General features: G+C 52.8%; 21 protein-coding genes. 13 read left to right on the top strand and 8 right to left on the bottom strand.

What is annotated here, in order from left to right:
• A partial coding sequence (locus GX466_02355; GenBank protein NLH93051.1) for a DNA adenine methylase occupies window positions 1-252 on the top strand: 252 nt, incomplete at its 5' end.
• A gap of 9 nt (window positions 253-261) precedes the next feature.
• Here the strand turns inward: GX466_02355 and GX466_02350 are convergent.
• Window positions 262-540, bottom strand: a complete 279-nt coding sequence (locus GX466_02350; GenBank protein NLH93050.1) for a hypothetical protein — start codon at window positions 538-540, stop codon at window positions 262-264.
• 1757 nt (window positions 541-2297) lie between these two features.
• On the opposite strand from GX466_02350, the gene GX466_02345 reads away from it, so the two are divergent.
• From GX466_02345 to GX466_02330, 4 genes are read left to right on the top strand one after another with little or no spacing between them, the layout of a single operon-like run.
• Entirely contained in the window at window positions 2298-3599 is a 1302-nt protein-coding gene (locus tag GX466_02345) for a hypothetical protein (protein NLH93049.1), read from the top strand.
• Complete coding sequence (locus tag GX466_02340; GenBank protein ID NLH93048.1) at window positions 3599-5086, top strand: hypothetical protein; 1488 nt, start codon at window positions 3599-3601, stop codon at window positions 5084-5086. Before GX466_02345 ends, GX466_02340 begins: the two co-directional genes overlap by 1 nt.
• Window positions 5074-5529, top strand: a complete 456-nt coding sequence (locus GX466_02335) for a hypothetical protein (protein ID NLH93047.1) — start codon at window positions 5074-5076, stop codon at window positions 5527-5529. The genes GX466_02340 and GX466_02335 overlap by 13 nt, the downstream gene beginning before the upstream one ends.
• A 24-nt stretch (window positions 5530-5553) precedes the next feature.
• Window positions 5554-6210, top strand: a complete 657-nt coding sequence (locus tag GX466_02330) for a hypothetical protein (protein NLH93046.1) — start codon at window positions 5554-5556, stop codon at window positions 6208-6210.
• Window positions 6211-6262: 52 nt separating this feature from the next.
• Here the strand turns inward: GX466_02330 and GX466_02325 are convergent, their stop codons facing one another.
• Window positions 6263-6595 (bottom strand): hypothetical protein, encoded by a 333-nt coding sequence (locus GX466_02325; GenBank protein NLH93045.1) that lies wholly within the window; start codon window positions 6593-6595, stop codon window positions 6263-6265.
• A gap of 504 nt (window positions 6596-7099) precedes the next feature.
• Here GX466_02325 and guaB point away from each other — a divergent pair.
• The 4 genes from guaB to GX466_02305 are packed head-to-tail and all read left to right on the top strand — an operon-like array spanning window position 7100 to window position 11220.
• A complete protein-coding gene (guaB, locus tag GX466_02320; protein ID NLH93044.1) occupies window positions 7100-8563 on the top strand; it encodes an IMP dehydrogenase in 1464 nt (487 codons plus the stop codon).
• Window positions 8517-9452, top strand: a complete 936-nt coding sequence (locus GX466_02315) for a tyrosine recombinase (GenBank protein ID NLH93043.1) — start codon at window positions 8517-8519, stop codon at window positions 9450-9452. Before guaB ends, GX466_02315 begins: the two co-directional genes overlap by 47 nt.
• Window positions 9453-9482: 30 nt before the next feature.
• Window positions 9483-10484: an ABC transporter substrate-binding protein gene (locus GX466_02310; protein NLH93042.1), complete on the top strand. Its 1002-nt coding sequence runs from the start codon at window positions 9483-9485 to the stop codon at window positions 10482-10484.
• Window positions 10459-11220, top strand: a complete 762-nt coding sequence (locus GX466_02305; GenBank protein NLH93041.1) for an ATP-binding cassette domain-containing protein — start codon at window positions 10459-10461, stop codon at window positions 11218-11220. Before GX466_02310 ends, GX466_02305 begins: the two co-directional genes overlap by 26 nt.
• Here the strand turns inward: GX466_02305 and GX466_02300 are convergent.
• From GX466_02300 to GX466_02285, 4 genes are read right to left on the bottom strand one after another with little or no spacing between them, the layout of a single operon-like run.
• Window positions 11210-12040, bottom strand: a complete 831-nt coding sequence (locus tag GX466_02300) for a parvulin peptidyl-prolyl isomerase (protein ID NLH93040.1) — start codon at window positions 12038-12040, stop codon at window positions 11210-11212. The genes GX466_02305 and GX466_02300 overlap by 11 nt on opposite strands.
• Window positions 12041-12047: 7 nt before the next feature.
• Entirely contained in the window at window positions 12048-12971 is a 924-nt protein-coding gene (miaA, locus tag GX466_02295; protein ID NLH93039.1) for a tRNA (adenosine(37)-N6)-dimethylallyltransferase MiaA, read from the bottom strand.
• Window positions 12968-14872: a DNA mismatch repair endonuclease MutL gene (gene mutL / locus GX466_02290; GenBank protein NLH93038.1), complete on the bottom strand. Its 1905-nt coding sequence runs from the start codon at window positions 14870-14872 to the stop codon at window positions 12968-12970. Before mutL ends, miaA begins: the two co-directional genes overlap by 4 nt.
• 2 nt (window positions 14873-14874) lie before the next feature.
• Window positions 14875-16536: a nucleoside kinase gene (locus GX466_02285; GenBank protein ID NLH93037.1), complete on the bottom strand. Its 1662-nt coding sequence runs from the start codon at window positions 16534-16536 to the stop codon at window positions 14875-14877.
• A gap of 121 nt (window positions 16537-16657) precedes the next feature.
• Between GX466_02285 and GX466_02280 the strand changes: the two genes are divergently transcribed.
• Together GX466_02280 and GX466_02275 are read left to right on the top strand one after the other, a co-directional pair.
• Window positions 16658-17608 carry a YitT family protein gene (locus GX466_02280; GenBank protein ID NLH93036.1) on the top strand — a complete coding sequence of 317 codons (951 nt, stop codon included), beginning with the start codon at window positions 16658-16660 and terminating at the stop codon, window positions 17606-17608.
• Window positions 17609-18027: 419 nt separating this feature from the next.
• Window positions 18028-20286, top strand: a complete 2259-nt coding sequence (locus GX466_02275; protein NLH93035.1) for a hypothetical protein — start codon at window positions 18028-18030, stop codon at window positions 20284-20286.
• A 44-nt stretch (window positions 20287-20330) separates the two neighbouring features.
• Here the strand turns inward: GX466_02275 and GX466_02270 are convergent, their stop codons facing one another.
• Window positions 20331-21401, bottom strand: coding sequence for a hypothetical protein (locus GX466_02270; protein ID NLH93034.1), 1071 nt, complete (start codon window positions 21399-21401; stop codon window positions 20331-20333).
• 179 nt (window positions 21402-21580) lie between these two features.
• Between GX466_02270 and asnB the strand changes: the two genes are divergently transcribed.
• Window positions 21581-23575 carry an asparagine synthase (glutamine-hydrolyzing) gene (asnB, locus tag GX466_02265; protein ID NLH93033.1) on the top strand — a complete coding sequence of 665 codons (1995 nt, stop codon included), beginning with the start codon at window positions 21581-21583 and terminating at the stop codon, window positions 23573-23575.
• A gap of 20 nt (window positions 23576-23595) precedes the next feature.
• Entirely contained in the window at window positions 23596-24495 is a 900-nt protein-coding gene (locus tag GX466_02260) for a hypothetical protein (protein ID NLH93032.1), read from the top strand.
• Between the two features lie 147 nt (window positions 24496-24642).
• Here the strand turns inward: GX466_02260 and GX466_02255 are convergent, their stop codons facing one another.
• Window positions 24643-24909 (bottom strand): hypothetical protein, encoded by a 267-nt coding sequence (locus tag GX466_02255; protein NLH93031.1) that lies wholly within the window; start codon window positions 24907-24909, stop codon window positions 24643-24645.
• Window positions 24910-25351: the final 442 nt, after the last annotated feature.

Raw genomic sequence — 25351 nt, 5'->3', positions numbered from 1 at the left:
TTCTTCTATCTGGACCCTCCCTACTATACCAAGGAGCACATCTACGAACGTGAGGACGCGAACGCTTTCAACCAGCATGAAGAGCTGGTAGAAGCTCTGAAGCAGATCAAGGGCAAGTTCCTGCTATCCTACAATAACGATCCTTACATCAAGCAGTTGTACGATGGCTGCATCATTGATGAAGTCGAGACGCAGTACTCAGTATCTGGGGCTTTCCAGACGGAGATTGAGCTACTAATTAGGAATTATTGATTTGTTGCACTATTCCCGATCTAATATTTTGGAGGTGCCTTTAACGAAATTCCTCCTCAAAATATACTTCATTTGTTTTTCAATATGATCGGACAGATTATTAATGCCGAGTTCCGTTCCCCTCTTGAGCATGTAATCTCTCATAGATGTGATAAACTCAGTCTTTGTCACATTCTCTTTGTTAGCTGCTGCCACCATTTCAATAGCCCTTTTTTTATCAAAAGAGCTATTCGCGTACACCAAATCACGCTTACCAAAACAACCAGGGATCATCTCTTTCCAGGACATGTTAGTCTCCTTTCCCAATTTGTTACCTCATTTCTACAGCAAAATTAGAAGATTGTCAATGTTTATTTTCACACCTTATGCCCGACCTAACCTTTAGACTCATCTTAACCACTACAGACGCCAGCCAAAAGCTTGCCGAAGTCAAGCAGGAGGCGGAGTCCGCCCAGTCTGTGGTGGAGAAACCTGCTACAGTTAAAATAACCGCGGAACAGGCTCTGGCAACAATTCGTGACGTGAAGATCGCAGTGGATGGAGTCCTGCAGGTGGTGGGCGGTCTGGCCAGGTCTATGAACGGTCTGTTAGATGCTTCACTGGGTCAAAGACAGGCCATGACTCTGGCTGCAGTAGCCTTCGGCGAAGCTGCGGAAGAGATGGGCAACTTCGCTTCCTCGATGCAGCAAGTGACCAACTTCGAGGACGATCAGCTCCTGTCTCTGATGTCCAAGCTGTCCCAGACCTTCAAACTCAACAAGGACGAGATTCAGCAGTTGGTGCCCTTACTGTTGGACTTCACGGAAGCCAACAAAGCCACCGGGATGAGCGTGGAGTCCGCCTTTGACCTCATGGGTCGGGCACTGAACGGGCATACCGCTATGTTGGGCCGCTATGGGATTGTGTTGGACGATACCCGGCTCAAGACTGAGGGGGTCTCCTATCTGGTCGAGAAGTTAGGTGAGGACTATGGCGGCACAGCCGAAGCCCTGGCTGACCTCCGCCTGCAGAATGCCAATGCCTGGGGAGATATCCAGGAAACGGTGGGCGATATGCTCACCACTCTGATCAATCCTCTCCTGCGGGGACTTCGCTTGCTCATGGATGCCTATGACAGCCTGTCTCCTGTGATGAAAGGCTTCGTGACCGGGATCGTGATCGCCATCCCCATTATCGGTACCGTTACCACTGCGATTACCGCTCTGACTGCAGCCTATCATGCCCTGCAGGTAGCCATGAACCCGGTAGCGGGGATCATCGGCATAGTGGTGGGAGCTTTATCTGCCTTGGGCTTTGGTCTGGCAGCGGCATCCATGAAAACTGATGAGGTTAGCACTGCTCAAAGGAGCATGAAGGATGAGATCAAGGATGCTGAACGTCAGGTGTCGGTGGAGGCTGAGAAGTTCAGCCTGTTGGCTACCAGGTTACTGGAACTGCGTTCCGCTTCCTCTCTTACCGTCGCTGACAAGCGGGAGCTGAAGAACGTCATCAAGTCCCTGAATGACAACTACTCGGAATATCTGGGCAACATCAACTTAGAGACAGCCGCCTACAATAACCTGGCCACTGCCCTGCGGGCTGCCTCCGAAGCGCTGATGCAGAAGAAGGTGGCCGAGATCTACGGCGAGAAGTACAACGCCCAGGTCCGGAGGGTAGCCGAGCTGCAGATCGAATTGGATAACAAGCGGGCTGAATACGAAACCGCCAGGAACAGGATGAACCAGTTGAAGGCTTCGGTGGACTGGGAGTTCCTGACCAGTGACCGCAACGCTATGGGCTTCAACCCTGCCTCCTACTTCGGCAACGATGGTGAGTGGCTCAAGTTAGAGAGGACGGTCAACACGTTTGGGGCACTATCTGGCAAGCTACAGGCCGCTAAATACGATCTGCAGGCTTTGGGTGACGCCTACCGCAAGGCGGTGTTGGAAGTGTCTGATTTCACCTTCGATCAGGGAAGCGGTGGAGGTGGTGGCAGTACTCCCGCTCCGGTACCCAGTCCCGCAGCTTCGGAAGCGGAAAGCAGACGCAGGGAAGCTCTGCGTTTGATGGAAGAGCTTGCCCGGCTGCGCCAGACTGAGACTGATAGAATAGAGGCCGAGTATCAAAGAAGGCTGGCTTTGATTAGGGAGTTTACTCAGGATGGCAGTGATGCCGAACGTCAAGCCATCGAGAATCTGGATGCATGGAAGACTCAGCAGGATAATGAACTTATCACCAAAGAGAAGGATGCTGTCCAAGCCAGATACAAGGCTGAAATCGACTACTTCTCCAACCTGGAAAGCCTGGGTGTTTCCTCCTATGATGCTTTGAAGGTCAGCATGGAAGAGTATTATGCCTGGGCTCAGCAGAACCTTCCGGAGAAAGAACAGCAGCTTATCCAGGCTCAGATAGCCGGGGCCGATACCCGGCATGCCAAGCTGCTCCAGGAACGTCAGGATGAGGAACAGGCCAAGCTGCAGGAACTGCAGGATATCCGGGACGAGTTCCATTCCCGTGACCTGGACAACGTCGGTGACAGTTACGGCAAACAGCTTTTAGAGGTGGATAAGTACTATGAGAAGATGAAAGCCAAGCTCCTGGAAGCCGGACTGACTGAAGTGGAGATCGAGCGGCAGAAGCAGGAGACTCTTGCCACCCTCAGAACCAATTACCAGCTTCAGGCAGCCAGCGGCATCTCCAAGATCTTCGGTGATATTGCCTCCGCTCAGGACAAGGATACCGAGCGTGGCTTCAAGCTCTGGAAAGCCTCGGCGATAGCTCAGGGCTACGTGGATACCTTCTCAGCCGCTATCGGTGCTTATAAGTCTATGGTGGGCATTCCCGTAGTTGGACCCGGACTGGCGGTTGCTGCCGCAGCGGCTGCGATGACAGCCGGGATAGCCAATATCGCCAAGATCAGTTCCACCAAGTTTGAAAAGAAAGCCACTGGCGGCCTACTGAACGGACCTTCCCATGCTCAAGGCGGCATCCTGATCGAGGCTGAGGGTGAGGAATACATCACCGCCAAGGACCGGGTCAAGGCCCTGGGCAGGAACCTGTTCGACTTCCTCAACTTCGCACCCCTGGATCAGGTCAAGCTTGCCTTTGCGTCCATGCCTGTTCCCTCAGTGCCTATTCCTAATAACCTGGGCGAATCTTATGCCGCTGGTGGGGCGATCTCTAAGAGTGGCAGCATGAATACCCTGATCGATCTGATTGCCGCCCTGAAAGACGAGATCGTCTCACTCAGGCAAACGGTGATGGACTCCAAGCCCATCATCGAAGTAAACGTAGATCCGCTATCCAATGATCCGGTCAAGGTCTCTGAAATAGCCGAAACCGGCAAGATAATCAGGAGTGAGATCTGATGCCTAACCTATTCAAAATCGACTTCGTAATGGGCAAGACCGATGCTCCCGACTACAACCAGGTCAAGCATAGCCTGGAGGATAGCTCCAGCAACAGAGCCATCATCAGCCTATCTGTCTCAGCCGATAAGCTGCAGTCGGTTTCCAACTACAGCCGTGAACCCAAGCGGCTCGTGTTTGAGTGCTTTCCCACTGTCTGGATACAGGAGAACATCCTGAGTGGGGAAAATGAACATGAGCGTTATATCTCGCACTTTGAAGTTAAGGTCTACCGGGATGAGGCCCTATTCTTTACGGGCATCATAGATACCTCTCAGCTATCATTCGATGTAGCCTCCGGTATCCTCAAAATCAGTTGTTACGACAAGATCAAGCTGCTTTCCCTGTTCTCCGATCTCACCCACTACTATTCCCTTTCCGCGGGTTACCTTCCGCAATGGATACTGGCCTACTTCATGCAGGACATCGGGCAGAAGATACCCGTCAACATCCCTTACTCCAGCCAGTTCAGCTTGCCTACCCTGAACATCGGCAGCGGCAACGCCCTGACCATCGCCCATATCGGCTTCGATGATCTGCTTGCCTTTCCCAATCCCACCCATGGCTGGACTTACAGCTATGACGGCTCCGGCTGGCCGGGTCCTCAGTGGGGATATCTGATCGATACCATAGCCAACCGCATGAGCTTCGTCTTTGCCTACATGAAGGTGATCAAGGCCACCTATCCCAGTCCCGCCACCACCAGGTATCAGGGCCGCTACCGGGGCCGGGTCTACAAGTTCTTCAACAACATCTGCCCGGTAGTGGTCGAGTATGACGAAAAGACCGACTGGGTGGAAAACCTGGCCTTCCTCGAAAACGCCACCAATGAGTTCATCGGCTTCTTTACCGGGAACGGCATCTCCGAGTCCACCCTCTACAATGGACTGGTCTCTGTGGGATCTATCGATGGCCGCAGCTATGGCAGCAGCCAGTACGTCAACCACTGGATCGAAGCCCACTTTCATGGCAACCTCTTCCCGGCCAAGCTGCATCCCGGCAAGGCTTACGTCAACTACACTGATGAGCAGACCGATAACATCAAGGTGTTGCAGGCCATGCTCATGCTTTACAATGCCACCACCTTCAGCAATCCCCAAGGGCAGATCGTGTTCAAAAACAAGGATGCCTACAGTAGTACAGTGATAGACATCGATGCTGACGATGTGGTCGACTTCGTAACCAAGCGGGGCAATCCGGAGAAGCCCCAGATAAGCTCACTGGATATCCTGACTGGGGATACCTCTCAACTCCAGAACCTGATCAAAGACTATCTGATCGACTTCCACGACTCCAAGTGGAGCTGCGAGGCTACCATCGATAGTCTCTCCAAATACAACCTCACCCTCCAGTCCAGGATACGCATCCAGAATCAGATCTATGCCATAACCGAACTGGAACGGAACTATATTGAAGATGAATACAGGGTGAAAGCATGGTTGTTATAAAGGGATTCAAGCTTATCCGCTGGGCTAACGACGGCATCTATTACTTCTTCTGTCCCAACGGGCAAATCGAGTACGCGCCCAATCAGAAGTACCGCATCGAGAAGAAGAACGCTTATGATCCCACCATCACACATAGAAGGGAAGCCTACCGGGAGGACTCCTTCGATCTGGAGGCGGTACTTGAGCCAGCCGAATACTACAACCTGATGAGCTTCCTCCTCGGCCCGGGCAGGCTCTATCTGGAATACACCGCCTACAACAATATCAACAGCCAGTTCCCGGTCACCATCTCTCAACTGCCCAAGTGTCCGGATGATCTGCATGAGTATCCCACGAAGGTCAAGTTTAGCCTGGAATCGAGATACATCGGCTCACCCGGCTATATCGACTTCGGTGGCATTATCATCACCGACTTTGACGAGACAGTCACCCCGCTATGTTAGGGGAGGAGATCAGAAGGAGATCACATGTATAAATACGGCATCAGCTACTACTATATGGATGGCAGCATCCGCAAGCCCAGGTCAGGCGTGGATGTCCGCTTGCTCAGACCGGGACAATCCTGGGCTGAGGGGATCAAACTGATCGAGGTCACCGGGGGTTCCGGGTACTACGAGATCAGCATTGAATCTGAGGCCGGCTGCGGCTACTATGAGCTCTGGGATGACCTGGGCAGTCCCTTTGGCCAGTTCAGCGGCAAGACCTGTATCATCGGCAGGCTCGACACCCGAGGACTGCAGAACAACTCCGTCAATGCCAGTCACATCACCGATGGCTCTGTTACAAGCTCCAAAATCGCCAACGGATCACTCTCCAAGACTCACTTCGCCCCGGATATACTCACGCTGTCAAAACTTGAGCACGAAATACAGGATCAGAACAAGGGAGTGGGGGATAACAGCCAGGGCAGCCCCGCCAACCTGTTCGATGACAAGACGGTCATTCATGTCCTGGAAAAGGAGTATCAGGAGCTTCCGCATATCATCCTGAGTAACCAGTGCGATGCCTTCCTCTATATAATCGATGCTGTGCTTGAAGGAAACATGGTAACCGTTACCCTTGGGATCAGCCAGGTCTATACCGCCTCCGAGCCTGCCTATACCCTGATCGCCATCTCCAAATGATGCCCAAGAGAGAAACCCGGCAGAACCGGGTTAATGAGTAGCAAGCTACTGACTATCTCTTATTTTCGAGCCGACAGATCAGTTCTGCCATCAGATTGATCATCTCCTTGTAGTCTCCGCATTCCCAGGCATCGTCCGCCTTGGTTCTGATCTCATCCTCGCTCATCTTCTCCGACTGCAGCCAGGGGCCTCTAAACTGGTTCCACCAGCTCTTGTAGTGGAACTCGTTATCGTATGGATCATCCTGGGATGCTTGATTGGCTTCGATAATCTCTTCAATTGGCTGCTCTGTTCCATCCTCATGCCCCAGAATGATCTGACTGCCTGATTGAACCATTTCCTCCGATGTTGCCTTCTCCTTGCGGTTCTTGTTTTGCTTGGTCATCTTGTTCTCCTTCCCGGTTACCCGGCTGTTGCTGTATGAGTGCTACCAAACACCCTTCGCAAAGGCAGTCAAGTCCTTTCCGCTCAATATGATAGGAAACACCAAGATTCTTTGATTGACAGAAATGGGGCATAAGAAGACACTGCAGGCAGCCTACAGACCCTACATAGAATGCCCTCCGATACGCGGGAACACCGCCCGGTGATTCCCATGTTTTTTTCGTTGTTTTTCAATCCACAGACTATTGAATTTGCAAAAAGGTTGAAACTGGATTTGCAAAAACCGTGATACCAGATTTGCAAAAAGGTTGAAACCGATTTGCAAAAAGGGTGATACTGGGGTCTCACCAAAAACAGCGATTTGCAACGAAAGTGATACTATTTGCAATTTCACTTGATACTCTATATCCGTCCAACCTTGCTTTCGGACATACGGCCGGACTGCTCCCGGTAAAGTGCTTGACAGCCGGGGCGAAGTTCATTTTATGGATATTCAAGGGAGTTCATGATGAAGAAAACGATCCGCAAGACTTACACTTTCGACGACGTTCTGCTGGTGCCGCAGCAATCCAAAGTGCTGCCGGCCTCGGTTTGCATCCAGACCAGGATCAGCGCCAAACTAAGCCTGAAAATCCCGGTTCTGAGCGCGGCCATGGATACGGTTACAGAAGCCGGAATGGCGATCGCGATGGCGCGGGAAGGTGGCTTAGGAATCATCCATAAAAACCTCAGCATTGAAAAGCAGGCGGATGAAGTGCGACGGGTGAAGCGCGCTGAAAGCGGACTCATCACCCGCCCCTACACCCTTGCTCCGAACGACACCCTGGAGAGAGTGCACCAGATCCGTGAAGAACACAGGGTCGGCGGATTTCCGGTGATGGAAAAGGGAAAGCTGGTGGGCATCCTGACCAGCCGGGACATTCGTTTTGAGACCAACGGCAAACGGCTTGTGAAAGACCTGATGACGCCGCGTGAAAGGCTGATCACCGCTCCGGAAGGCACTTCCAACGAGGATTGCGTGGCCCTCCTGCAAAAACACCGGATCGAAAAACTCCTGATCGTGACCCCCGATTTTGGCCTGGCCGGCATGCTCACAGTGAGGGACATCCTGAAGCGGATAAGCTACCCAAACGCCGTACAGGACGATAAGAACCGCCTGCTGGTCGGAGCCGCGATCGGAGTCACCGGCGATTATCTGGAAAGGGCAAAGGAACTTGCGAAACAGGGTGTGAATCTGCTGGTGATCGACACCGCCCACGGCCACCATACAAATATCCGCAGCGCGATCAATAAGGTTAAGGCCGCCTGTGGCGTGGAAATCCTGGCCGGCAACATAGCGACCGCCAAAGCCGCCCAATTTCTCATCGACAACGGCGCCGACGCCATCAAGGTGGGCATCGGGCCCGGCTCCATCTGCACCACCAGGGTTATCGCCGGAATAGGCGTTCCGCAGCTTTCGGCCATCATGGGCTGCTCCGAGGCTGCCGCCAAAGCGGGAATTCCGCTTATTGCCGACGGCGGTATCAAATACTCCGGCGACATCGTGAAGGCCATTGCCGGAGGCGCGGATGCCGTAATGATCGGCTCGCTGCTGGCAGGAACCGACGAAAGCCCCGGCGAATATATCATTTACAACGGCCGCCGCTTCAAAAGCTACCGGGGCATGGGCTCCATCGGCGCGATGCGCAAAGGCAGCAGCGACCGCTATTTCCAGGAAGGCACCGAGGCAAACAAGTTGGTCGCCGAAGGCATCGAGGGCATGGTGCCCTACAAAGGGCCACTGAAAGACTTTTTGTTCCAACTCACGGGAGGCTTGCGCTCCGGCATGGGCTACTGCGGCGCGGAAAACATTGCAGCTCTGCGCGAAAAAGCAGAGTTCATCGAAATCAGTAGCGCTGGGCTCAAAGAATCGCATCCCCACGATGTCAACATCACCAAGGAATCGCCCAACTACCAGGCCAGAGATTGATCTCGGGCCCAGCCTGACCAGCCTGCTGAACGCTTTCGTTTACTACAACCGGGTGGAAAAAGGCATGGCGGAAAACAGCGTAGAAAGCTATCGGAGAGATATCTTTGACTATCTGGGCTGGAACGGGCGGCCGATCGAAGAGCATCAGGCGGAGCAAGTGAGCAAATACCTTGTGGAGCTTATGGAAGCGGGTTTGGTAAATACTTCCATCGCCCGCAAAAGGATCGCCCTGAATCAGTTTTTTGGGTTCCTGGCCGATAGCGGCAAAGACGTGAACGTGGATTTTGACCAAGTGCCCAAGATAAAGCTGAGCAAGCATCTGCCGGATTTCCTGGATGTGGAGACCATGCTGAGATTTCTGGATGGACTGCCCAACACAACCGTGCTGCAGAGACGCAACCGGGCAATGCTTGAACTCCTTTACTGCACGGGATTGCGCGTCTCGGAACTGCTGGGGCTCACCACCCACGACTTCAATTTTACCGAAAACGTAATCCTGGTGCGCGGCAAGGGGTCCAAACAGCGCTTTGTTCCTTTTGTGGAAAGCGTTTCTGATATCATCAGGGACTATGTTGACCAAACCCGCCCCGCCCTGCTGAAGCTGGCCAACATCGACATCATGTTCCTTAACAACCGCGGGGGCAAGCTTTCCCGCATGGGATTCTGGAAAATCCTGCGCCAGGCCGCTCTGGAAGCCGGCCTTAAACAGGAAATAACGCCTCACACCTTCCGTCATTCCTTTGCCACGCATCTACTGGAAGGGGGCGTGAATCTGCGCATCGTGCAGGTTTTGTTAGGCCATGCCAGCCTGAACACCACCCAGATCTATACTCACGTGGATACGCGCTATTTGGTTGAAACGCATAGAGTGTATCACCCCAGAGCTTAACAATCAGATCATACCAAAGGGAGCAATAAAATGAAAAACTATATTATAGCTGTCACAATCGTCGTCGCCTTGCTGCTCGTCTTTGCCGGATGCGGTCAGAAACAGGAAAAGGCGGACCTGCGCAAAGTTCGCGTGGTTCTGGATTGGACTCCCAACACCAACCACGCCGGTGTTTACGTAGCACGCGACCTGGGATTTTACAAAGAGCAGGGCCTGGATGTGGAAATCATCCAGCCGGGAGAGAACACGGCGGAGAAGATAGTGGCACTGGGACAGGCGGAGTTTGGCTTCAGCTATCAGGAGAGCGTCACCATCGCCCGCTCCCGGGGTGTGCACGTGAAATCGCTGGCCGCGGTGATCCAGCACAACAGCTCCGGCTTCGCTTCGCTCAAAGAAGCCGACATCACTTCCCCCAAGGATTTCAGCGGAAAAAGGTATGGCAGCTCCGGCTGGCCTTCCGAACTGGGAATATTGAAACAAGTGATGGAGAGCAGCAAAGCGGATTTCGACAACGTGGAAGTGGTTCACGGAATTGCCGATTTCTTCACCACCATCGGCAAAAACGCCGATTTCGAATGGATCTATTACGGCTGGGACGGCGTTCAAGCCCGGCTGAAAGGCATTGATATAAACTTCATCCCCGTCCGGGATATCGACCCCATCTTCGATTTCTACACTCCGGTGCTTATCGCCAGCGACCTGATGGTCAATTCTGAGCCTGAACTTATGAAAAAGTTCCTGGCAGCGACCTCCAGTGGCTATGAACTATGCATCAAGGACCCAGCCAGAGGAGCCGAGGTTTTTTCCAAGGCGGTTCCCGAACTGGACCGCGAACTGGTGAAAGCAAGCCTGGATCATCTCAGCGGTGAATTCCAGGCCGACGCTCCCCGCTGGGGACAGCAGAATCCCGTGGTTTGGAAAAACTTTGCCGACTGGATGCTGCGAAAGGGGATCATCACCACCAGCGTGGAAGCCCTGGCAGCCTTCACAAACGAGTTTCTGCCAGATGCAGCCGATCCTCAGGGCCAATAAGCTCACCAAATCCTTCCTGCTGCAAGGACAGCCGCAACTGATCCTGCGGAATGTGGATTTCGAGATGCGGGAACAGAGTTTCGTGTGCGTGGTGGGAAGCAGCGGCTGCGGAAAAAGCACATTTCTGGAGCTACTGGCAGGAATCACCCGTCCCGATTCTGGAGAGATTAATTTCCGAGGTGAAGATATTACAGGGAAAAGCGGCTTCCTGGGCTACATGCCCCAGGATGATCTCCTCTTTCCATGGCTGAACGTTGTGGATAACGCCCTAATCCCGGTGCGGATCAAGGGTGGTGACATAAAAACCGCCCAGGCGAGGGCGAAACGACTGCTGCCGGTCTTTGGCCTGGAGGAACACGCGGAGCATCTGCCCTATCAGCTCAGTGGCGGATTGCGCCAAAGAGCTGCTTTTTTGCGAACCTGCATGATGGAGACCGAACTACTGCTTCTCGATGAGCCTTTTGCCAGCCTCGATGCTATAACGCGTTTGCAACTGCAAAATTGGCTTGGTGTTATATCAAGAGAGTTAAAGTTAAGCATCATCCTTGTGACCCACGATATAAATGAAGCCATTAAGCTGGGGGATGAGGTCAGGGTGATGAAGCATCAACCGGGGCAGTTCGTGGCCACTTTTGAGTTGGACAGGGATAAGAACAAGTCGGACATGGAAAAAATGGATCTCCAGCGGGAAATCCTGGCCTGGGTGGAAAAAACGGATAACAGCGTCAGCAGCTGAAGCGGGGGTCGAGAATCTTGATCTGGTCGTTGTGATTGCGGCGCAGATCATTCATGTGGCGGATGAAGAAATATTCCCTTTCCAACTGGATTAATCTCGTTTTGAGGCTGTCTTTGATCTCTTCAAAGGGAATCTGGTGACGGCGTTTGCGCTCCGTCACAAGCAGGATGTGGTAGCCATGGCGGGTTTTGAACACATCGCTGATCTGGCCGGGTTCAAGAGCGAAAGCCGCGTCCTCTATCTCCTTGATCATGCGGCCGCGGGGAAACCAGCCCAGATCGCCGCAACGGGCTCCGGAGGGGCATTGCGAGTTTTTCGGGCAGGCTTTGATGAAATCGGTCTGGTTGTGGATTCGGCTTCGTAACACCCTGGCTTTGCTTAAAGCTTCCGGTTCATCATGGCGGAAGAGAATGTGGGAGGCCCTCACAGCCTCCGGCGCGAGAAATACATCCGGCTGGTCCTCATAGAAAGCCAGCAGTTGCTCGTCAGCTATGGGATGGTTTTGACAGATGATCTGCTTAACGTATTTGCGGATCACGATCCTCTGGCGGATGCGTTCTTCCATGTCCAGGGTCTGAGCTTCGTTCTGAGGCGCTTCTTCGATTTCCTCCAAAACTTCCAGCAAGGCACTGTCGAATTCATCTTCAGTTACCCGGATGCCGGCCTCTCTGGCCTCATGCAGCAACAGGCAACGGTCAATGACCCGATTAAGGGCCTGAGCCAGCGCCAACGGACTATCCTGCCCGATCAGCTTTTTGCTCTCCTTCAGGACATCGTCCTCGGTTATGATCAGGTCAAAGACCTTAGCAACCAGATGCATTAGTTCCTCAGTGCAAAGATTTCTGCCAAGCCCTGATGAGCGTGACGGTCTTTAATATATTACACGGGTCGGCACCCAATGTCAAATCAAACTTGCGCTTGCGGTACCAAGTGCACTGGCGCTTGGCGTAATTTCGGGTATGCTGGGCTGCTAAAACGGAGCAGTCTTGCAGGGAAACGGAATCGAGCAAGTGAGGCAGGTACTCTTTGCAGCCAACGCTGTTCAGACCGGGCGAAGAAGCGTCAAAGCCCATTTTCAGAACGCTGGTTATTTCACTAAGCAGACCGGCTTCCAGCATCCGTTCTGTTCTGGCGTTGATTCTCGCGTAAAGCTGTTCACGCGGCGGATTGATCAGTATACGGAAAGCCGTGAATTCTCGTTCGGCCTGCTGCCGGCGCCAGTGTTCGCTGATGGGAAGCCCTGTCGCGGCAAAAACCTCCAGGCCCCGAAGAATGCGTTGCCTGTCGTTGCTGCTTACCTTTTCTGCAAAGGCGGGGTCTCGCTCAGCCAGTTCCGCGTAAAGAATATCCAAACCCTCTTTTTTCAGCCGCTCCCGCAGCCTTTTCCGAATCTCTGGATCAATGTCGATCTGGGGAAAGAGGCCTTGCAGCAATGCTTCTACATAGAGTCCGGTGCCGCCGCAGACCAGCGGGACCTTTCCCTGCCGGTGAAGGTCGCGTATCACCTCCGAAGCATCAGATTTAAACCTCCCTGCACTGTAGCTCTCCGAAGGTTCGATGATGCTGATTAGATGGTGCCTTACGGCTTTCATCTCAGCAGTGGAGGGCTTGGCGGTGCAGATATCCAGATACCGGTAAACCTGGCGCGAATCCGCCGAAATGATCTCTGTTTCCAGTTCCCGGGCCAGCTTCAGGGCCAGATCAGATTTTCCCGAGGCCGTGGGCCCCTCGATCGTGATCAGGGGGATCATAGCTGGCGTTTGAATTTCTTTTCGAACTCCGTAAGGGTCATTTTTAAGATCAAAGGCCGGCCGTGAGGACAGAAATAGGGCATCTGGCAGGCGAAAAGCTGATTGATCAGGTTCAGCATTTCCTTTCTGGTAAGCTTCTTCCCAGCCTTGATGGAAGCCTTGCAAGCGATCGATTTGGCCAGGGAATCGCGGAAATCAGAGTTCAGTTCCATCTCTTCCTCCAGCTGTTTGAGGATTTCGATGAAGATCTTGCCGCCCTGCCAGTCGTCCAGTTCAGCCGGAATTTCCTCTATAACCAGCGAGTCGCCACTGAATTTCTTCAGCACGAAACCCGTCTTTGCCAAGAGTTCGAGATTCTGCTCAACCAGGTCGCGTATTTCGCTGGCGATGATCGGCGGAATGTCGATCACCAACGGTATTATGAGCTTCTGGCGCACTGGAGGCGCTCCCTGGGTACGCTGCAGCAGCTTTTCATAGATGATGCGTTCGTGGGCGGCGTGCTGGTCGATTATCACCAGGCCGTCCTCCACCTGGATAAATATATAGGTGTTGTGCAGCTGCCAGGGGTTGATATAATCTTCCTCATTGCGCAACAGCAACTTGTATTGAAAAGACTCGTTGGGCAGGTCGTCGGCTATCTCAAGCTGTTCCTCGCCGTCCTTCTTGTCCATGTCCACCAGCGGAACCTGGATCTTGCCGGGAGGGACAGGTTCTCCCGGGGTAGCGGGAAACAGCTCATCCTGATAGAGGTTGCCAAATTCTTTCTTATACTCGGAAAAGCGGGGAACTTCCACCTTGTTTTTGTAAACGGTGCGTTCAACAAAGGTGGCTTCGTTCACCTGCTGGGCACGGTCGAATTTCACCCTGGCGGAGGCAAACTTCGCGTGTTCATAATCATTCAAAGCCTCAGTGAGGGTAAGAAAGACCAGGGAATGCACCTTCTGCTGTTCCCGGAACCGCACTTCCAGCTTGGCGGGATGCACGTTCACATCGATCTGCTCCACCGGGATGTCCAGAAACAGCACGTAGGGCGGTGTGGTTCCTTTTTGCCAGACGCGGGTTTTGAGGATGAAGGGCTCGTAGGCAGCCTTGATGGCGTGTTTTACCGTCTTGTCATTGATAAAGCGCCCGTTGATGAAGCAGTATTGTATGTCCACAAGTTTGTCGCTGCGGTCTTCGAGCCCAAAGATGTATCCTTCCAGGCGGTAGCCTTCATTCTCGGCTTTTATGGGGATGATGTCTTCATTGAAGAATCCAGAGCCGAACATCTCCCCCATCCTCTGTTCCCGGTTTGCCGCTATCACGAAGGAAAGCTTCTGATTGTCGTCCACAAACAGTTTGAAGCCAATGCCGGGATGCAGCACGGCCTGGTAGTGGATGTATTTGAGAATGTGGCGCAGTTCGGTAGTGGCGCTGCGGAGAAACTTTCGCCGGGCGGGCAAAGCTTTGAAAAGGCCACGCACTGTGATGTTGGTGCCGAGGTTGGAGGAGGTTTGTCCCACATTGCGCAGACGTCCGAAATCGAAATCAACCTGGGTGGCAACTTCGCTGGATGCATCGCGGGTGATCAGAGTCAGGTTGCTAACGCTGGCGATGCTGGGCAGTGCTTCGCCGCGGAAGCCCAGGGTGCTGATGCTGATGATGTCTCCCACGGTCCTGATCTTGCTGGTGGCATGTCTTTCAAAGGCCAGCAGGGCGTCGTCGGGACTCATGCCACTGCCATTGTCGCTGACCTGGGTCAGGTCCTTGCCGCCGTTCTCAACAGCCACCGTGATTTGTGTGGCTCCGGCATCAATGGCGTTTTCCACCAGTTCTTTCACCACCGAGGCTGGCCGTTCGATAACTTCGCCCGCGGCGATCTTGTTGCGCACGTCATCAGCCAGAATATGGATTCTTTTCACTTTCAATACCTGAATATAGAGCCGTTGGTGAATTCCCGGATGATAGAATTGTACGGTACCAGGGCATCCGGGATGTCATTGACGTTGGAAAGCAGGGCCAGAAGGCGCTGGGCCTCGGTGTAAGCCGAGGAGCTTTTGGGAACCGAAAGAAGCAGTTTCCAGGCGTGTTTACGCAGCACACCAAGCTCGTAGGTGAGGCTGCTGTTGAACATGTAATCCGCGTTTTCCTGAAAGGGAAAGATGTTCTTTTCTTCACCTTCGCGAACGCTGGGCCAGCGCAGCATAGTCTCCGTGGCTGTGTAGCCACGATACTGGTGGTCCCGGATCATCCGTCGCAGCAGACGGCAGTCGGTGGTGGCAACGCGGTTGTGGTTGTCAATGTTGAGCTGGTTTAAGGCGCTCACGTAGATCTTTGCTTTGCGGTTGGCCGGAATCGCGGCTGTGAGTTCATCGTTTAGGCCGTGGATGCCTTCCATCACGATCACGTCTTCCTCGTGCAGCTTGATGAATCTGTTGCTACGGCGACGTTTCCCGCGGGCGAAATCAAAATGCGGCAATTCCACCTCCTCACCGTTGAGCAACTGGCTTAGCTGCTTGTTCAGATACTCAAGGTCCAGGGCGTGAAGGGATTCAAAGTCAATTTCGCCATTGCGTTTGCGCACTGTTTTGTCCCGGTCGATGAAATAGTCATCAAGGCCGATCACGATGGGTTTGGCTTTGGAGGCTTGCTGCTGGACTGAAAGGCGTTTGGCAAAGGTGGTCTTGCCGGAGGAGGAAGGACCGGCGATCAGGATCAGCTTCACTTCCTGGCGTTTAACGATATCCGCGGCGATTTCGGCGATTTTCTTTTCGTGCAGGGCTTCCTCCACCAGTATGAATTCCGAGATTTCGTAGTTGTCGGTTAGTTTGTTGATGTCTATGATGTTGTGTACGCGCAGGATATCCAGCCATTTATCGTGTTCCTGGTGGAGTTGGAACAGCTTTTCCGGCAGCACGAAAGGATGGGCTAGGCGGCATTCCCTGCCGGTGGGGAAACGCAGCACGAATCCGGTTTCCTTGTACACCACATCGAATTCCCTCACCCTGCCGGTCCGGTCTGCCAAAGGCCGCAGAAAGCGGTCATAATACTTGCCGCAGCGGTAAACGAAAACCTCGTCGCTGTAGCGGTAGCTCAGGTTCTTGATCACGTCCTTTCTGCCCATGGTGTTGAATATATCCAGCGCCTCACTGGTTTTCACCCGGATCTTGTCTATCGGCAGGTCGCTGTCCACGATCCGTAGCATTTCCTCTTTCACTCGCTGACAGTCGTCCGGGGTCCAGCTCTGAGTGCCGAAAACTTCACAAAAAACGCCGTCTCCTATGGAATGTTCGATCACCAGGTTGTGCCCGGCTCCCAAAATCGCGTTCATTGCCTTGGCCAGGATAAAGATTACCGAATCCTGGTAGATGCGGCTGCCTTCGTTGTGGTTGTAAGAGATGCAGTCTACCATTGTATTCTGGGTGGGAACATATTCGTCATTGACATAATGGGCGTGGTCAATTTTATAGGACAGGATCCTCTCGGCAGGGATGTCCGTGCCTTTCAGGATCTCGCGAATCGGTATTGCCGCGTCAAGCTCGATATGGCTGTGTCTATTGCCATCAAATCTCAAGTCTATGATCATCTGAATTCCTTGTCATATTAGTGCCAGCGGGGGCTTAAACTCATACCCGAAACAAACCCCGCACGAAAATGCCATCATTCTGAAGCGCGCCAATCCGTCAAGCTATTAGGAGAAATGAAAAATGAAGAAATTAAGTGGTAAACAGCTCTTCTTCCGGGAAGCCAAACACATAGTCGGGATCGCGATTGGGGCTTTACTGCTGGCCATCGGCTACTCCTGGTTTCTGATGCCCTACAATATGGCCCCTGGCGGCGTAGGCGGTCTCGCGCAGGTGATAAACTACTATTTTCGCATCCCCGTCGGCGTGTCCATGATCATGCTAAATATCCCCCTGTTCATCATCAGTTTCATCTTTATTGGTAAGTCCTTCGGTGCCAAGTCAGTGATCGGGATGCTGCTTTCCTCCATTTTCACCGATTTGGTGAACATCAAAAACATCGCCAGTTTAGGCATCCTTAACATTGCAGAACATACTTTCAATTTCAATGGCAGGGTCATATATGCCTACCTCGGCCCAGAGGACATACTCCTTTCAGCCATCGCGGGTTCCGTGGTGCTGGGCCTTGGGCTTGGAATCATCTTCAAATCCCGTGGCTCCACCGGCGGAACTGACATCCCCGTCGCCCTCATCAAACAGAAGGCGGGATTATCCATCGGCACGGGCTACTACATCGTGGAAAGCGGGATCATCCTGCTGGTGGCAATCCTGCTCAAAGATCCCAAGATCCTCATCTGGGGCAATATCAACCTGTTCATAACCTCCAAAATCACCGACCTCGCCTCAGAAGGACTTCCCTACATCAAAGGCGTGTACGTGATTTCGCCGAAGGTCGATGAGATCAAAGAGGACATTTACTCCGAACTTGACCGCGGCGTCACCTTTTTCAAAGCCTTGGGCGGTTACAAGAAAAAAGAGACCGAGGTTCTTTTCTGCGTTATCAACCGCCGCCAGGTGCCCCTGCTCACGGATATCGTGAAGGACATCGACCCCGACGCGTTCATGATCGTTACCGACGTTTATGACGTGCTGGGCTATGGTTTCCGTTCGCGCAAGATCAACCTCAGCGAGTGAATCAAGCCACCCGGCCTTAAGTATTAAAAATCACTTGACTGAAAGCTGGGATAAACTAATAAAGGTTTATGTTTAATTAGGATGGATACAGCCCGCCGGTCTGCTTTCCGGTTGAGCGACCGCAGCCACCTGATTTGAAAGAGCGTCATAGATTCTAACCCTGCTATCTCCTGCCAGCCAAACCCTTAGCGCTCGTATTTGTCCCTCCCGCACACCCCTCGAATTATCCTCGCATCAAATGCGGGTATCATGCGGGAGGCACCTCGGGAACCCGGAACAGGGCCTTAACGGCCAGATGGTGTTGCTTCGCTATTCTTTCGCTGGGATGACGGCAGTTACACCCATTCTATATGAACATAAGCCGAAAAAACAGTGTTGCCCTTCGGGCTGATGATAGAACCAAAACAAGGAGACCGACGATGACCAGATCGGAAACAACCTCGATCCTGCTGGCCTGCCTGCTGGCCTGCGTTTGCTGTGTGCCCGCGGCAGCCAAGCATTCAGACAAATTTCTCTTGGGTACCTATTCCTATCTGCGCAACAGCAGAAACTCCGCCCAAAGAGTTGTGCTCTATCGGCAGATGAAAGAACTGGGATACAATTCCAACCTCGTGGAAACTTTCGAGGACAACGCTGATCTGGCTACTATGCTGAAGGAACTTGACAGCTATGGCCTCGATGTCTGGATATCGGATAAAACCTGGCACAGCGAGCCGGGCAGCCCGAAAAACTTTTCCAGCTACCACCTGTCAACGAACAACCTGCTCCGCTTTGAAGCCGAGTTCGTCAGCGAAAAAGAAGTCAAGTACGGCGACAGCATGGACAACCAGTTTTGGTACGCCGCCCGTAGCGACAAGCAGATGCCGCGGGTGGGAAAACCCATTGACATAGCCGGAGCGTCTTACGGCTGGGCCTGGCAGGCAAGCATGGGCAAAGACAGGCCGGGCTGGCTGTTCACCGATCTCAGATACCGCTGGCCAAATAAATTCGGGGCTTACGTTCGCTTTGGCAAGGAATTCGTGCTGCGCCAGCTTGACCCGCCTCGACATGAAAACAGCAGCATCTGGGTGAAATACCGCTTCCGGATCAGCGCGGTGAAGAAAGGCCTGCGCATCGACGAGCCATTGTTGCGCTTCGATGTTAGCGGTTACGAACTCCAGGGCGCTGGATTTTCCTCCCATGTCAGGGTGCTGCGCCATCTCAGCCAGGGCCGGGAACTCAACGAAACGGTTTTCCGTCTCAATGACCACCTGCTCTCAGCCGGAGGAGATTTCATCGAAGTCACTTTACAGATACCATATTCAGAACTGCTGGCTGCAAACCTGATGAGCCTGGACCACGACGGCGATCCAGCCACACCCGATTCCCAGGAACTGATGCGTTTGGTGAACCTCAACCCCCGCGTCTGGTGGTATGGCAATTGCGACGTGCAGCTGGATTATGTGGAGATCGAGGACCAGTTACATCATGACTTGGTGACGGATAACGCCATGATGCGCAAGGGAATCCAGGAACGCATGCAGAACATAATCGCGTCAGGAGCCGGTAACCTGGGTGGTTTTTACACTTTTGACGAACCTTATTTGGGGCAGTTCGAAGGCTTTAAACTACTTGAGGACGCTGCCCACGAAGTCGGGACCAGGGTAACAACGGCCATTTACGATTACCAGGGAAAAAACTTTGTGCTGGACAAATCTAACCAGATATTCTACGATCATGTTGACGCTTTCCGCAAACTCGCCCAGCCTCAAATCATCGCGCCGGACATCTACCCCCTCACACCCGACCTGAAATGGGGACCGAAAGACAAGAACGCGGGCCTGTTCATCCAGGATGTGCTGGACCAAAAGCTGTTGAGGGTTTACCGGGGCAGCATGCTCTACCGTGATGAAAATAGAGACCGCTCTTTCTACCCCATCGTGCAGGTTTTGGGCAACTGGGTGAACAAAAGCGATGGCGACAGATGGCAAAACTGGATCCAGCCCCCCACCGCGACCCAAAAAGCGTTGCTCTATCTTCCGCTCTGCTACAAACCGGACGGCATTATCCACTACCGCCTGAGGGTTTTTCATGATGCCTTGGGATACGGAAACCGGGCGGTGGTCTTTTCCCAAGTGGTGGCAAAAAACTATCCCGATCCGGTACCGGACCCAATCACCTGGCCCGCTGTGGCTTCCAGCAATTTCCGGGTCTTGGAATATGGAAAGATCATCCGCGGCCTCAACTGGCTGGAATCAGAAACCATCGGCACCAAAAAAGCCCGCAACAGCAGATGGCAAAAGAAAAACCTGATCAAAAGGCTGCAGGTGCTCAAACAAGGCAACGGAGATTACGAAGGCTATGTGGAATGCGGGTTTTACCAGGATAAAAATGGCAAACCCTGGTTCATGCTGGTGAATCGACGCGGAAATTTCTTCCGTCCCGGCGCCATCACGGCTCCGCTTTATGTTCCAAATCAGGAATTCGCGGAGTACTTTCCGGAAGCTGAAGCTCAGATCATCACCTTTACCTTCGACAAGAAAAAACTGGACGCCTACGGCCCTCATCCCGGGCTCTGGGACCCCTATGACAGGATGTTCCACCCCATCATCGACAACGTAGCCCATATCTTGTTGCCCGCCGGGGAAGGCAGGTTGCTGCAACTGGTGGCGAACAAATCTAACACCAGCCTGGAATAATGCTCGGTTAGCCTTGTCAGATCAGACGGGCTTTACCCTCAGCTTCAGAAAATCAAGCAGCGCCGGGAAAACGTCCTTGACGCCGAACTGGCCTTGATCACGTAAGTGCCGGCTGGAAAACGATTCCCTTGGGCGTCACGGCCATCCCAAAACCACTCGGAACCTTTTTTCAGGAGTTCCGGCACTTCGAACAAAAGGCGTCCCCGGAGGTCGTAAACGCTGACCTGAAAAGGTTCGCCACTGCCGGAAGAAAGCTTCAGCGTGGCGCCCTCTCGCAAGGGATGGGGCGATATCTCGATCCCCTGGATCACTGGCGGGATGTCCTCTTCAACGGCTGACCCCTCCGCTAGGATATCCCACGTGATGGTGTGGGCCCAGTCTGAATTGCTTACCTCGCAAACCACTGTATGGGACCCTGGTGTGGAAAAAGCGGCTTCCAATATGAAATCCATACCCACGACCGGCTCTCCGTCCACATACCAGTCAAACTGGGTCGGAAGGCTGCTAATCGATTCCACTACAAACGTCTGCAGTTCGTTAACATTGACCGTAACCGTGGTGGAATCCGATGGCGTCACGTTCATGATGGCCAAATCCAGTATCCTCAAAGTATCGATCGTTACAGGCGTTAGTGGTCTATCATTGGCTCCAACTGGAACCTGACCGATCGACAGAACTGTGTCCAAGCCTGAAATAACCTTGCCAAAAATGGCGCAGTTGCCGTCCAGATGCGGGGTTGGGGCCAATGTGATGTAATACTGGGATCCTGCTGAGTTCGGAGCGCTGGTACGTGCCATGGCCAAAATCCCTGCTTGGTCGTGATGCAGATTGGGATGGAACTCGTCGGGAATGGTGTAGCCAGGCCCGCCATAGCCGGTGCCCAGGGGACAGCCGTCCTGGATCACGAAACCCGCCACCACCCGGTGGAAGATCAGATTGTTGTAAAAGCCGCTGTTGGCCAGAGAAATGAAGTTGTTGGCGGTGATGGGCACCCACTGGTCATAGATTTCGGCAGTAAAAGAGCCCATGGAAGTGCTCCAGCGGGCAAAATGCAAAGCGCTGAGGTTTCCCGCCAGCAGCAACACCAGCAATGGCATCACAAACTTGTGTTTCATGTTCAGCCTCACTTTTCTTGGTTTGAGAGTCGTCAACTTCCTGCAAAGCCTTGCCGGAAGCCATTCAAACCTGCTTGAATGGACATCTGGTTCCTGTCAATAGATTTATCCCCCTATCATAGAGATCTGCTAAAATTAGCTTGACCATATTCTGAGGTTCAGATATCTGCTTCATCATCATGAGTGGAATTAGCGGAATCTATTGTCTCAATCCGGAAAGTAAAGCCGACCTCCGGCTGCTTAAGGAAATGACCTCCACAATCAGGCACCGCGGGCCTGATGACGAGGGATATTTTCTCTGCTGCCCCGAAAACGGTTTCAAGGCTTTATACAGCGGAGAAGAATCCACAGCGGATGTGAAGGCTGTACTCCCCCGGCTCGATATTACGGCAAAAGCCCGTCTGGGACTTGGTTTCCGGCGCCTTGCCACCTTAGATCTGGAGGCCAGCGGTCACCAGCCTATGAGCGATCCGGAGTTAGGCCTGCACATCGTTTTCAACGGCAATATCTACAACCACGTGGAGCTGCGGGAAGAGCTGAAGCAGGCTGGATACTCATTCCGCAGCCGTTCCGACACCGAGGTGATCCTCAAAGCCTACCACGCCTGGGGCGATGACTGCCTTAGACATTTCAACGGCATCTGGGCGCTGGCCATCTGGGACGAAAAACAACGCCGGCTATTCTGCGCGAGGGACCGCTTCGGAGTAAAACCCTTCTACTACTGCATCCATGACCAAGTGCTCTATTTCGGCTCAGAGATAAAGCAACTGCTGTTTACTCCCGTGAACAAAAGCCTGAACAGGCCGATGCTTTGGCGGGCGATGAAGATAAATTCGCTACAGGTGTATGGTGCTGAGACCTTTTGGAACAACATCCACGCCCTTGAGCCCGGCACCACCTTGTCCGTTCAGGACGGACAGATCTCGGCGCGAACCTATCATCACCTGGATCCCTCCATCTTTGGCACCAGCACTTTGTCCTTGAACGACGCCACGGACCAGTACCGCAAACTGTTCCAGCGCGCGGTTGGCTGGCAAATGCGCTCCGATGTGGAAGTGGGGGCCTGTTTAAGCGGAGGCCTTGATTCCTCGGCGATCGTGTGCAGCGCCACACAGCTCAGCGAGACCACTTTGCAAACTTTTTCCTCATATTTCGCTGAACTGCCCCAGCTCGACGAACGGCGCTGGATAGCTGAAGTGGCCTCGGCTTGCGGCTGTGTGTCACATCTTTGCTCACCTGAGGTTGATGACGCTCTTCGCTGGTTCGCTGAAGCCACCTGGTTCAACGATCTGCCGCTGGGATCTGGATTTGCCGCGCAATACTCCGTTATGCGACTGGCGCATGAATACGGCGTGAAAGTGCTGCTGGACGGCCAGGGCAGCGACGAACTCACCGCCGGCTACAAACACGCGCAATACCGTTGGCTGGCAGATTTGCTGCTCGACCGGCGGCAAGGCAGGTTCTGGCCGGAATTGAAGGCTTATTTGGCCTCCAATCCCATTCCCAAAGGGCTGTCCGGGATAGCCAAAACCCTCCTCGCGAAGGCTTTACCGGAATCCCGTCTTTACGCTTTGGAATTCCGGCACCTGCGCTTTGAACCCTTCAACCGGGAGTTTACCAGCCAGGCAAGGAAATCTTTGGAAAGCGGAATTTTGGCGCGCCTCGAAGACATCGAGGGCACAAAGCTGGCCAATTTCCTTTATAACGAAATCTATTTCACTTCCCTGCCCACCCTGCTGCACTGGGCAGACCGTATGTCCATGGCCGCCTCGGTCGAGAGCAGGGTTCCCTTTCTGGATCACGAACTGGTGGAATTCGCCTTTTCCCTGCCCTCGTCCCACAAGGTCCACCAAGCCACCGGAAAACGCATACACCGCCAAGCCATGCGTTCCATCGTGCCCAAAGCAATCGCGGAACGCCGTGACAAAGCGGTGTTCGGCTCCCCCTTTCACGCTTTGTGGATGCGCGGAGGAATGAAATCGGCCGTGGAAGAGCTTTTCAGCTCCACGGAATTCCGCTGCAGGGGAATCTGGGACCTGCCCCGGATCTGGGCTAACTGGCAGAAGTATAAAAAGGGCGACAATTCCCAGGCGGAGATGATCTTCAACATCTTCGCGCTGGAGAATTGGTTCCGTGAATTCGGTCCTTGGATTGATTATGACCAACAAACATAAAACAAACACATGAGGTAATTATGCGCAAAGCATTATATTGTATGCTGACCTGCCTGGCCATGCTTGGCCTCGGGTCATGCAAATGGTTCTTCAAGAGCCCCAAAGTTGAACAAATCCATGATATCAAAGTCGTCTCCATTGATCCGGACAAGATCAGGCTGGAGATATCGCTCAGCGTGCTCAACCCCAACCGCTACAAACTCAAACTGAACGACATGGACCTGATTTTGCTGAACAAAAACCGGGAACAGATCGGCACAGCTTCCCTCAACCGCGCGGTGGAAATCCCCGGCCGCAAAGCCAACGCCCTCGGTTTTGACATCACGCTGGACACCCGGCCCACGGTGAAACTGGTTAATTACTCCGACCAAACGGTCTTTGTTTACATCGCGGGAAGAGGATCTGGAAAAGTGCTGGGAACCAGGCAGAGCCTGGTTTTTGAGGAACCCTACGAAATAGACATCCGGGGCCAACTGCAAAAGGTGCTGGGCACCTTCAAAGCCAATGGCGACGACATTTTCAAGATCAAACGCAGCTACCTGGGCAAAGTTGGAATCACCGAAACCCAGATCCTGGTGGATTTCATCGTGATGAATCCCTACGGCCTCAAATTCACCCTGGCAGATTTCCCCGCCACCATCACCATCGGCAATGCGGAGTCCGGCTCCGGCAACCTTGACAAAGCCCTTAACTTCGATGAAAAGGTCTATTCCCGCGAAGGCACCATGATTTTCAAGGTTAACAACCTGAAGGCCATCTACAACATCGCCAAGGGCGCTATCAACGGCGAAGTGAGCTACCGGGTTGACGGAGAAGTGAAAATCAACGCCTACGGGGCTGAAATGAAACAGTCCTATTCCTATAAGGACCTGATCACTATAAGCATCGCAGACGAAATCATCAAGCTGCTGGTTCAATAAGCCATAGAATTTTATAACGGCGAACCCGGGATGCCGGCATTAGTGGACAACTGTGCCTGTTATCTTGTTGACTGGCATTTAGTTATTTAATATAGAGATCCAAGCCAAGTTCGGTCTGCTCCTCAGTTTCATGCTGAAGGCAGACCCTTAGGAATCATCAACGTTTATGCCATTGTCCCGAAGTTTTTTGAGCAGATCAGCGCGGATGGAGGCCAGTTTCTTTTTCTGTTCCACCCAGTCCGAGTAGAGATAAAGCAGGGTAACTTCGACCACCTCATTGACCCTTAAACTGATGCGAAACGTCAACTTGCTGTAATCCACGGGACCAAAGCCCATACCCTCGTCACGGATTCTGGACACTCTGCTTACTTGCTCCAGTTCGAAACAACGGCCATCCGGAAGCGAGTAAAGCATATAATCTCCTACCCCTGATTCTTCTTTTGGACATTTTACGGATGTGCCGTTTATTGGCAAGTCTTTTTAATGGAGCCGAGGTGTGAAATTAGCGTAGTTGTTGATTTTTTTACACAATCTCCCGGGCCACATAGTTATTGGGGAGATATTGCAACTATGGTTGAATTATGTGCTGCAAGAAGTTAGCTTTTCCCAAAAAAGGCTTGAAACCACCTTGTTTGAAAAAGGTTAATAATTCCTAACTTACCGTCATGTCCCGTCAGCCACGCCCTGAGCGGTATCGTAAATCCTTCTCCCACGCCTCCCGTATAATACTCAAGACCGTTGCACGCAAAAGTGGACATAAAGTAGGCGTAATAACTTCTTGACAAAATAACTATGCAATTCATTTTGGTTTCCATATAACACAGGAGCCAAACATGGAAAAAGAGACCATCACCTT

The organism is Candidatus Cloacimonadota bacterium (genome assembly GCA_012516855.1).
Taxonomy (GTDB): Bacteria; Cloacimonadota; Cloacimonadia; order Cloacimonadales; family Cloacimonadaceae; genus Syntrophosphaera.
The sequence above is the reverse complement of the archived record's forward strand: the minus strand, read 5'-3'. Positions and strand labels throughout refer to the sequence as shown.